Source organism: Flavobacterium cryoconiti (assembly GCF_048158645.1).
GTDB classification, from domain to species: domain Bacteria; phylum Bacteroidota; class Bacteroidia; order Flavobacteriales; family Flavobacteriaceae; genus Flavobacterium; species Flavobacterium cryoconiti.
In genome coordinates this window covers 146,345-157,416 of sequence record NZ_JBLNKW010000005.1, presented here as the reverse complement: position 1 = coordinate 157,416, position 11,072 = coordinate 146,345, and the positions used below count along the sequence as shown (strand labels likewise).

5 protein-coding genes are annotated in these 11,072 nt (G+C 35.1%); all 5 read left to right on the top strand.

The features are described from left to right. The 5 genes from ACM55H_RS09040 (at position 1) to ACM55H_RS09020 (ending at position 10,790) form a co-directional block, all read left to right on the top strand. Positions 1–2,316 (top strand): glycoside hydrolase family 20 protein, encoded by a 2,316-nt coding sequence (locus ACM55H_RS09040; RefSeq protein ID WP_416836196.1) that lies wholly within the window; start codon positions 1–3, stop codon positions 2,314–2,316. A gap of 33 nt (positions 2,317–2,349) precedes the next feature. Beyond that, positions 2,350–3,834 carry an alpha-L-fucosidase gene (locus tag ACM55H_RS09035; protein ID WP_416836195.1) on the top strand — a complete coding sequence of 495 codons (1,485 nt, stop codon included), beginning with the start codon at positions 2,350–2,352 and terminating at the stop codon, positions 3,832–3,834. Positions 3,835–3,849: 15 nt separating this feature from the next. Beyond that, positions 3,850–6,096: a GH92 family glycosyl hydrolase gene (locus ACM55H_RS09030; protein WP_416836193.1), complete on the top strand. Its 2,247-nt coding sequence runs from the start codon at positions 3,850–3,852 to the stop codon at positions 6,094–6,096. A gap of 30 nt (positions 6,097–6,126) precedes the next feature. Beyond that, entirely contained in the window at positions 6,127–8,772 is a 2,646-nt protein-coding gene (locus ACM55H_RS09025) for a glycoside hydrolase family 3 N-terminal domain-containing protein (RefSeq protein WP_416836191.1), read from the top strand. A gap of 113 nt (positions 8,773–8,885) precedes the next feature. Next, on the top strand, positions 8,886–10,790 hold the full coding sequence (locus ACM55H_RS09020) for a six-hairpin glycosidase (RefSeq protein WP_416836190.1): 1,905 nt from the start codon (positions 8,886–8,888) through the stop codon (positions 10,788–10,790). The last annotated feature ends 282 nt before the right edge of the window (positions 10,791–11,072 follow it).

Sequence of the window (11,072 nt, the reverse complement as noted above, 5' to 3'; positions counted from 1 at the left end):
ATGAGAACATTAAAATCAATCATTGTCGCTGTCTTACTGATAAGTTCATGCTTTAGCCAAAAAATTGTGGCACAAAAGGATATTAATCTATTTCCAAAGCCAGTAAATTTGGTCCTTCAGGAAGGCGTTTTTCAGTTTTCTAAAAACACCAAATTTGTTGTAAACAATGATTCTCAAAAAGAAATAGCGACTGCTTTAATCCGCAAATTTGAAACAGCAGCGGGTTGGAAACCTCAATTTTCAACTAAAATTCCAAAAAGCAATTACATCCAATTTAAGGTTGATAAAAACTTAAATCGTGAGGCTTATAAACTACAAGTGTCTTCTAAAGGAATTGTCGTTACGGCTAAGGAAAATGCAGGTTTCATTTATGCACTTGAAAGTATTCGACAATTACTTCCAACGGCTATTGAAAGTAAAAAAGTTGCGTCTAATGTAAAATGGGAGATTCCAAGTCTAACAATTACTGACGAACCTCGTTTTCAATGGAGAGGATTAATGCTAGATTTATCTCGTCATTTTTTTGATAAAAACTATATAAAAGAAACTATAGATCGTTTAGCAATGCTTAAAATGAATGTATTGCATTTGCATTTAGTTGATGATCAAGGATGGAGGATAGAAATTAAAAAATACCCAAAATTAACAGAGGTTGCTGCTTGGAGAGTCAATCAGGAGAATTTGATTTGGAATGCGAGACTTGCTGTAAATCCCGATGAAAAAGGGACTTACGGAGGTTTTTTAACACAAGAAGAATTAAAAGAAATTGTAAAATATGCCCAATCAAAAAATATAGAAATTATTCCGGAAATCGAAATGCCGGCGCATGTGAGCTGTGCCATTGCAGCTTATCCGGAGTTGGCTTGTTTCAACCAACGCATAGGAGTTCCATCAGGCGGAGTTTGGCCCATTACCGATATTTATTGCGCAGGAAAAGAATCTACATTTAAGTTTTTGCAAAATGTATTGGATGAAGTCATGACCATTTTTCCTTCAAAATACATTCACATTGGAGGTGATGAAGCCACTAAAACCAATTGGAAAAAATGTCCTCATTGTCAAAAAAGAATCAAAGAGGAAGGCTTGAAAGATGAGAATGAATTGCAAAGCTATTTTGTAAAAAGAATGGAAAAATATATCAATTCTAAGGGTAAAAAAGTAATAGGTTGGGACGAAATTTTAGAAGGCGGTTTAGCTCCAGATGCAACCGTAATGAGTTGGAGAGGAACAAAAGGTGGTATTGAAGCCACAGAACAAGGACATAATGTAATTATGACGCCTGATTCTCATTGTTATTTTAATTTTTATCAGGGACCTCAAAACGAAGAACCTTTAGCCTTTGACGCTTATCTTCCTTTGCGTAAAGTATATGATTTTGATCCTGTTGTAGATTCAATGACTCCAAATCAAGCTAAACATGTTTTGGGAGGTCAAGCTAATTTATGGGCAGAATATATTTCTAATCCCGATGACTCTGAGTATATGATTTTTCCAAGATTAGCAGCTTTGGCAGAAGCCGTATGGAGCCCAAAAGAAGCGCGTAATTGGAATGATTTTATTGATAGATTGCCTTCTTTATTAGAACGTTATGATTATTTAGGAATCAATTATGCCAAAAGTGCTTATTTAGTAACTGCTTCGTCTACCGCTGATTTAGATAAAAAAATAGTCAAAGTAGCTTTGAAAAATGAGTTACAAAAAACGGATATTCGCTATGTTTTGGGTGATAAAAGTGTAGATGAAAATGCTTCAAAATATACAGATTCCATAGCAATTAATGAAACGACAATTATAAAAGCATCTTTATTTCAAAATGACAAACCAATAGGCAAAACTTTTATTGATACGATTCAATTTCACAAAGCATTTGGAAGTAAATTAAAGTTTAAATCTCTGTATGATGATAATTACAAAGGTGATGGGCCATTAAGTTTGGTTAATATTATTAGAGGAAGCAAAAATTTTCATGATGGTCAATGGCAAGCTTGGTTGGTTAATGATATGGAAGTGGTTGTTGATTTAGAAAAGGTGCAAACTATAAATCAAGTAACAGTTGGTTCAATAGAAAATCAAGGAGCAGGAATTTATTTTCCAACGGCAATAAAAGTTTTGGTTTCAGCTGATGGAGTGACTTATAAAGAAGTGCAACAAGTGCTGCATCCATTTGCTATAAATTCAAATTCGGAGTTGAAAGATTTTAAAATTAATTTTGACAAACTCAAAACCAGATTTGTAAAAGTAATCGCCACTAATTTGAAAAAGACTCCAAAAGGAGAAGATTCTTGGTTGTTTATAGATGAAATTTTAATTAATTAAAAGTGTACTAATAAAAATTATAAATCAATTAAAATGAAAAAAGGAATATTCATACTCGCTGTTTTATTTTCAGTTCAAATGTTTTCACAAGCCATTTATGAAGATGAACGTTATGTTCCAGAAACAGATCCATTAGTGTTAAAGAATTTAGATGAATGGCAAGGGAAAAAGTTTGGTTTGTTAATGCACTGGGGTACCTATAGCGAATGGGGAATTGTAGAATCTTGGTCAATATGTCCTGAAGATTATGGTTGGTGTGAACGAACAAAAGGCAGTGATCCAGCTAATTATAATCAATATGTGAAAGATTATGAAGGGTTGAAAAAAACATTTAATCCAGTAAAATTTAACCCGGAAAAATGGGCGAAAGCCGCTAAAAATGCTGGAATGAAATATATGGTGTTTACCACAAAACACCACGATGGGTTCTCTATGTTTGATACAAAATACTCTGATTATAAAGTAACAGATAAGGACTGTGCTTTTAGCAGCAATCCAAGAGCAAACATTGCAAAAGAAGTTTTCAATGCTTTTAGAAATGAAAAACTATGGATAGGTGCTTATTTCTCTAAACCCGATTGGCATAATGAAAATTATTGGAATCCTTATTTTCCTGCTTTTGACAGAAATGTAAATTATGATCCAATTGCATATCCTGAAAAATGGAAAAAGTATGTAAACTTTACACACAACCAAATTTTAGAATTGCTTTCAGATTACGGTAAAGTAAATATTTTATGGTTAGATGGTGGTTGGGTTGCAAAAACAGCTCAAAATGATGTAAAAAAAGGGTACAATGAGAAGTTTGCAGAGAATGAATCGGGTAATGGATTTATTAAGCATAGAGTAGTTGATCAAGACATTAAAATGGATGATTTGGTTGTAGAAGCACGTCAAAAACAACCTGGATTAATTGTGGTGGACAGAGCAGTTCATGGAAAAAACCAAAATTATTTAACACCAGAAAACCGTGTTCCTGAAAAAACATTACCTTATCCTTGGGAATCTTGTATTACCTCTGGTGGTGGGTGGTCTTATACTCCAGATGCTCAATACATGACCGGCAGACAAGGAATTCATATGCTTGTAGATGTGGTTGCTAAGGGAGGAAACTTATTATTGAATGTTGCTCCGGGACCAGATGGAGAATGGCAACAAGGTGCTTATGATTTACTGGCAGAATATGGTGCTTGGATGAAAGTAAATAGCAGTGCTATTTACAATACAAAACCAATAGCGCCTTACAAAGAGGATAATATCTGTATGACTCAAAACAAAGCGGGGAATGTTTTCTTGTTTTATTTGGCTAAAAAAGGAGAAAATAAAATTCCTTCCGAAGTTGTTGTAGAATCTATCAGTCCAAAAAAAGGAACAAAAATCACCATGTTAGGTTCTGGTACTTCATTGAAATGGACCAAACTTGATAAAGGTTTTAAAGTGATAATTCCAGAACAATTAAGAAATAATTTGCCATCAAAAGAAGCTTGGACATTAAAAATTGAAGCGATAAACAGATAGAAAAATTAAAAAGGTATGTTTTTAAATAACAGGTTAATAATACTAGCAACGCTTTTTTCTTTGATGCTTTTTTTTAGCGCAGGAATTACGCATGCACAGCAACCAGCTGATTTTGTAAATCCATTTATTGGAACTTCAAATTATGGTGCTGCTTATCCTGGTCCTATTGCACCAAGGGGAATGGCTAGTATTAGTCCGTTTAACGTAGCGGGACCTCAAAATTTACCATTAGAAAAAGACAGCCGTTGGTTATCGAATCCGTATGTAAATGAAAATACTTTCCTGACTGGATTTAGCCAAGTCAATTTAAGTGGCGTGGGTTGTCCGGAATTAGGCGTTATTTTATTAATGCCTACAACAGGATCCGTTGAAACGAATCATTTAAAGTACGGTTCCACTTATTCTGATGAAGTGGCAAAAACGGCGTATTATAGCGTAAATATTGATAAGTATAATGTACAAGGAGAATTTACGACATCCAAAAGAGTAGGAGTCAGTAAATTTACTTTTCCTAAAGGGCAATCTAACATTTTATTAAACCTTGGTTTAGGCTTAACCAATGAAGAAGGCGCTATGGTAAAAGTAGTTTCCTCAACCGAAATTGAAGGAATGCGTTCCGTAGGTTCGTTTTGTTACAATAGTCCGGAAGCCGCTTATCCAGTATATTTTGTTGCCAAATTTTCAAAACCGGCAGCTAAATTTGGTGTTTGGAAAAAACCATCAAAACAGGAAGGTGTTGAAGCCCAATGGATGACGTATAATGGCAAAACCAGAATGATGGATAATACAACCAAAATGGTTGTTGGAGACAGCATTGGGACTTATTTTTCCTATGAATTTGATAAAACAGAAACGGTTGAAGTGAAAATTGGAGTTTCTTATGTAAGTATCGAAAATGCCCGTGAAAATTTAGAAAAAGAAACCGGAAACAAAACCTTTGATGCCGTTTATAAAGAGACTTATAACGAATGGAATGAAGCACTTTCTAAAATTTTGGTCGAAGGCGGTTCCAAAGAAAATAAAACAATTTTTTACACAGCGTTGTATCACACTTTAATTCATCCCAACACCTTAAATGATGTCAACGGAGAATATCCTGAAATAAAAAGAGGTAAAATTGGTACAACCAAAGGGACGCGCTATACGGTATTTTCGCTTTGGGATACGTACAGAAATTTACATCAATTAATGTCATTGGCTTATCCGCAGCAACAATCAAATATGGTTAAAAGCATGTTGGAAATGTATGATGAAAACGGCTGGTTACCCAAGTGGGAATTAAACTCCACCGAAACATTCACGATGGTGGGAGATCCCGCCAGTATTGTCATTGCTGATACATATTTAAAAGGAATTCAGGATTTTGATGTACAAAAAGCCTATAGAGCCATGTTGAAAGGCGCGGATCAAATCGAAAATAATCCGTTGCGACCGGGACTTAAGGATTATATCGAAAAAGGTTTTTTGACAACCAAAAATGGAGGGCCAGTTTCTACAACGCAAGAGTACAATGCTTCCGATTATTCTATTTCACTTTTAGCGAAGGCTTTAGGGAAAAAGGAGGATTATTTGCGTTTTAAAAACCGTTCGTTATCCTATCGAAAATTATTTGATAAAGATTTAAAATTGCTTCGTCCAAGAACAGTCAACGGAAAATGGTACGAGCCATTTGATCCTGTTTCGGGAGCGAATTTTGAAGAAAATGTTGGTTTTATTGAAGGCAATGCGTGGCAATATGCTTTTATGGTACCCCACGATATCAAAGGACTTATAAAACTTATGGGCGGTGAAAAAGCTTTTTCAAATCAATTGCAAAAAGTATTCGATATCAAGCAATTTGATATGGCAAACGAGCCTGATATTGCTTATCCTTATTTGTTCAATTACATAAAAGGAGACGAATGGAAAAGTCAGGAATTGGTTAAAAAATTAGTAAAAGAATACTTTCAAAATAAACCAAATGGATTGCCCGGAAATGATGACACAGGAACCATGTCTGCCTGGTTAGTGTATTCTATGATGGGAATATATCCTATCTCTCCCGGAGACCCAATTTATACCATCACCACGCCAATGTTTGATAAAGTTACCATTCAATTAGATCCAAAATACTATAAAAAGAAAAGTATTGTAATTGAGCGCGAAGTCAACAATGACGGTAAAATAAAACAAATTCAATTAGACGGAAAAACACTTAATAGTTATTTTATTTCTCATGATGATTTTGTGAACGGAACAACACTAAAAGTGATCCAAAATTAATTAATACACTACCAAAAATACCACCTAAAAATGAAAAAAATAATTCTTGTTTTAGTAATGTTTCTCGGTTTTTTTAACCAAGGCTTTGCGCAAAAAAAATATCCGTATCAAAATCCTAAATTACCGGTTGAAGAAAGACTTACAGACTTGCTGAGCAGAATGAGTCTTGACGAAAAAGTACGCCAAATGGATATGTACAAAGGCGAATACTTTAAAGAAAAAGAAAATTTTTCTAAAACTAAATCGGATGTTAAAATTGGAAATCTTGGAATAGGAGCTATTCATGACATTTATCCACGTTCGGCAAAAATGATTAATGACCTTCAAAGTGAAGTTATAAAAAAGAACAAATGGGGAATTCCGGCACTTATCATGTGCGAAATGCTTCATGGTTATTTAGATGACGAAAGTACGGCTTTCCCAATGAACATTGGTTTAGGTGCCACTTGGGATACAAATCTAATGGATAAAGTGGGGAAGGTAATTGGAACCGAAGCCAGAGCTCATGGTGTTCATTTTGGTTTGGGACCTAATCTTGATGTAGGTCGTGAACCACGCTGGGGAAGAGTTGCCGAAACCTTTGGTGAAGATGTTTATTTAACGGGAGAATTAGGTTTAGCGATGATTAAAGGAATGCAAGGTGATGATTTAACTTCAGACCGTTCTATTATTGCTGAACCTAAACATTTTGCTGTACATGGTATTCCGCAAGCTGGAGGAAATTCATCACCAGTATTGGTTGGCGAGCGCAGTGCTCGGGAAGATTTTTTACCTTCATTTGAAAAAGCGTTTAAAAAAGGAGGCGCTTTAGGAACAATGTGTGCGTATTCAGAATTAGATGGAATTCCTTGTGCGGCCAATCATTGGTTATTGACCGATGTACTTAGAAAAGAATGGGGATTTAAAGGAATTGTGGTTTCTGATTTAGGCGCTATTAAATACCTTCAAACCACACACTATGTTGCAGATTCCCCAAAAGAAAGTATCAGACAAGCCATTGCCGCAGGGGTTGATATGCAGTTTTATGATTTTACAAATGAGTTTTGGCAACAAACTATTATTGAATTGGTGAATGAAAAAAAATTGACGATGGAGCAAATAGATCGAGCTGCAGGCGGTGTTTTGAGACTTAAATTTTTATTGGGTTTATTTGAAAATCCATATACTGATAAGAATTTGATTAAAGAGCGTTTTCATTCAAAAGAAAATCAGGATTTAGCATTAGAAGCAGGACATAAATCTATTGTTTTATTGAAAAATGAAAACAATATTTTGCCTTTAAAGAAAGATATTCAAACCATTGCGGTTATTGGTCCAAATGCTGATGCGTCAAGATTAGGCGGATATTCGGTAAAAAATAAAGTTGGAACTACAGTTTTAGAAGGGATTCAAAAAGTTGTTGGTACAAAAACAAATGTGCTTTATGAAGAAGGCGTTTCTCTTATAGTGAAAGGACAGGTTATTCCATCAAAATTTTTGTTCACGCCAGATGAATCACAAAACGGATTAAAAGGAGAATATTTTAATAATAGAAATTTAGAAGGAAATCCAGCATTAACGCGTATTGACAATCAATTAGAATTCGATTGGCCGTGGTCACCGGGTGATGGAGTCAGTGATGATGATTTCTCTATTCGTTGGACCGGTTATATAAAATCAGAAAAGGCATTTGATGGTTGGTTAGGTCTAAGTTCTGATGATGGAATTAGAATGTGGATTGACGATCAATTGGTTATCGATAATTGGACAAAAGGAGCAACCAATATGGTCACCACTCCAAAGAATATTGAAGCTGGTAAAAAATATAAAGTTCGCATAGAAATGTGGGAAGGTGGCTGGGGAGCCAGAGCACACTTGCGTTGGAACTTAGAAAAAGTAAACTTTCAACCAGCGATTGATATTGCCAAAAAAGCTGATGTTGCTATTGTAGTTTTAGGGGAATCGAATGAATTGGTAGAGGAAAATAGAGATGTGGCTACTTTAGATTTACATGGTATGCAACAAGAACTGATTGAAGCCATTCAACAAACGGGAACTCCGGTAGTTTGTGTGTTGTTAAACGGTCGTCCGCTTTCAGTAAATTGGATAAATGAAAATATTCCTGCCGTTGTTGAAGCTTGGTTTCCAGGTGAAGCAGGAGGAAAAGCTGTTGCCGATGTTTTATTTGGAGATTATAATCCAGGAGGGAAACTTCCTATTACCTTTCCTAAATCGGTTGGGCAGTTGCCTATTTATTACAATCAGAAACCTTCTGCCATTCATAGATATGTGACTGAAAGTGAAAATCCATTGTACACTTTTGGATATGGATTGAGTTATACCACATTTGAATATTCAAATCTTTCAATAAGTGCTACAGAAATTAAGGCTGACGGGGAGTTGAAAGTTAGTGTAGATGTGAAAAATATAGGAAATTTTGACGGTGATGAAGTGGTGCAATTGTATATTAATGATGTTTACAGTAGTGTAACGACACCATTGAAAACATTAAAAGGTTTTAAAAGAGTATTCATTAAGAAAGGTGAAACTAAAAATGTAGCGTTTACATTAACACCTGATGAATTGGCTATTTGGAATCGAGAAATGAAAAGAGTGGTAGAACCGGGTGATTTTGAAGTAATGGTTGGAGGCAATTCAGTTGATTTACTTAAGACAAATTTCAAGGTTGTAAATTAATTTTAACAAATGTTGCTTAACTAATACTCTGGGTTTATTTGCACCTCTAGAACTCGGATGGTAATATTTCCGCATAAGAGAATTTGAAAAAAGATTAATTTATATACAAACCAATGAGAGTAAAGTATACACCTAATAGATTGAATTTAGTTCATCAACTAAAAACCACAGCAATAAAATGTTTTATTATCCTGTTTATTCTGCATTCTCAAATTTCAAAAGCCCAAACAGGTAGTAATAACGAACCCATACGCTATATTGGAGGTACACATATCAATCCGTTCACACATGAAGCTGGCTTACGATATGCCATTGGTGTCGAAAATATTCAGACTTTACGAGCAAATCGGACACATCCCGAGTTAAGCGACGGGTATGGTTGGACTTATAATCATGCGTCTAACTTAGCGTATTGGAATGGTCAGTTCTACCAACAATATATCAGTGGTGAAAAGGATGAACATAGAGCACCTGTACAAACGATGTTGATTACTTCTAAGAATGGGAAAGAATGGGGTTTTCCCAAAGTGGCTTTTCCACCTTACAAAGCCCCTGAAGGTGTTAAAATTCCGGAAGGATCAACTGGTTATATGATGCACCAACGTATGGGCTTTTATGTTACTCCTAATGGCCGCTTACTTACTTTAGCTTTTTATGGACATACAGAAAATCCATTCAGAGAAAACGGTATTGGTCGCGTTGTTCGGGAAATTTATAAAGATGGGAATATGGGACCTATCTATTTTATAAGGTATGATAGCCAAACCAATTGGAATGAATCTAATACAGCCTATCCTTTCTATAAAAAATCTAATGACAAGGGATTTGTTGCAGCCTGCGATTCCTTGTTAAACGATAGATTAAGAACGCTACAATGGTTTGAAGAAGACAACGGTGTTGATGGATTTTACACTTTCAATAAATCCGAACAAGCCTTTAATTGGTACAAACGAAAAGACGGAAAGATTGTGGGACTTTGGAAAAAATCCTTTACCGCACTATCCGATGATGATGGCAAAACATTTTCAGATCCCATAAAATCGAATACACTAGTAATGTCAGGAGGTAAGATGTGGGGGCAACAAACTGAAGATGGCAAATATGCCATTTCCTACAACCCAATCGATCAGACCCAATACCGATTCCCAATGGCAGTCATTACTAGTGATGATGGCATTATTTACGATAATCTTTTACTGGTACAGGCAGAGGTTCCGGTAAGGCGATTCTACGGAATATGGAAAGACTTTGGACCGTGTTATATGCGTGGTATTACTCCTGGAAATGGAAATCCTCCTGGTAAGGATATGTGGATGACTTACAGTATGAATAAAGAAGATATTTGGATTTGCCGTGTTCCTACACCAATTAAATATGCAATTAACGAGGATGTTAAGGATGATTTTGAAAACATGACCGTGAATGGGCTGCTAACGGACTGGAATACCTATTCTACGAAATGGGCAAAGACAAGTTTAACAAAAGAAAGCAATGGCAATCAATCCTTGCACATGACCGATACAGATCCTTACGATTATAGCCGTGCCATACGTGTTTTTGAAGAAGGAACAGCGGTTTCGGTAAGTTTTAAAGTGAAAGTAGAAGCCATAGATAGTTCCCAATTTGATGTAGAGATTACGGATCAGTTTGGCAATAGCCCTATACGGATATCTTTCGGTGAGGATAAACAAATCAAAATTTCGGAGGGTTTCAATATGAAACCTACATTACCGTTTGAATATGGTAAATGGTATAACTTTAAAATTAAAGTGAATACCCTTGGTTTAGGCAGTTATTCCATAGCTATTGATAATAAAATGATAGCTGAAAATATTCCTACTTTAATGGCTGTAAAGTCTGTGGAGCGAATCTCTTTTAGAACAGGGGCTTATAGAAATTTACCTGATCGAAAAACACCCAACGAAGTAAATGATCCTCCATTAAACGGAGCTGATGAAAAACAAAACCTATCGAGTTATTTTATTGATGATGTTTTTGTTATATCAGAGAAGAAATAGAAATAGTAAAAAGAAGTGCATCTCAGAAAGTTATCTATAATATGATTGCTTTTTTTCAAAACAAGAAGTTGCTCTTGCTATTTCAAGTATTAAATTCGCAACTTATACAAACCTTTTTTAAGTTTCTTTTTTACTAAACACTGCTTTTTTTGTACTAGATTTTTGTATAGTTTAATTTAGGATTTTTTTCAATCCAATTTAGATTTAGTTAGACGGAGAATTTGATGATGCCAAATAATTTATTGCATATAATTTTTATTTTAAATTAATGACTGATGTTGT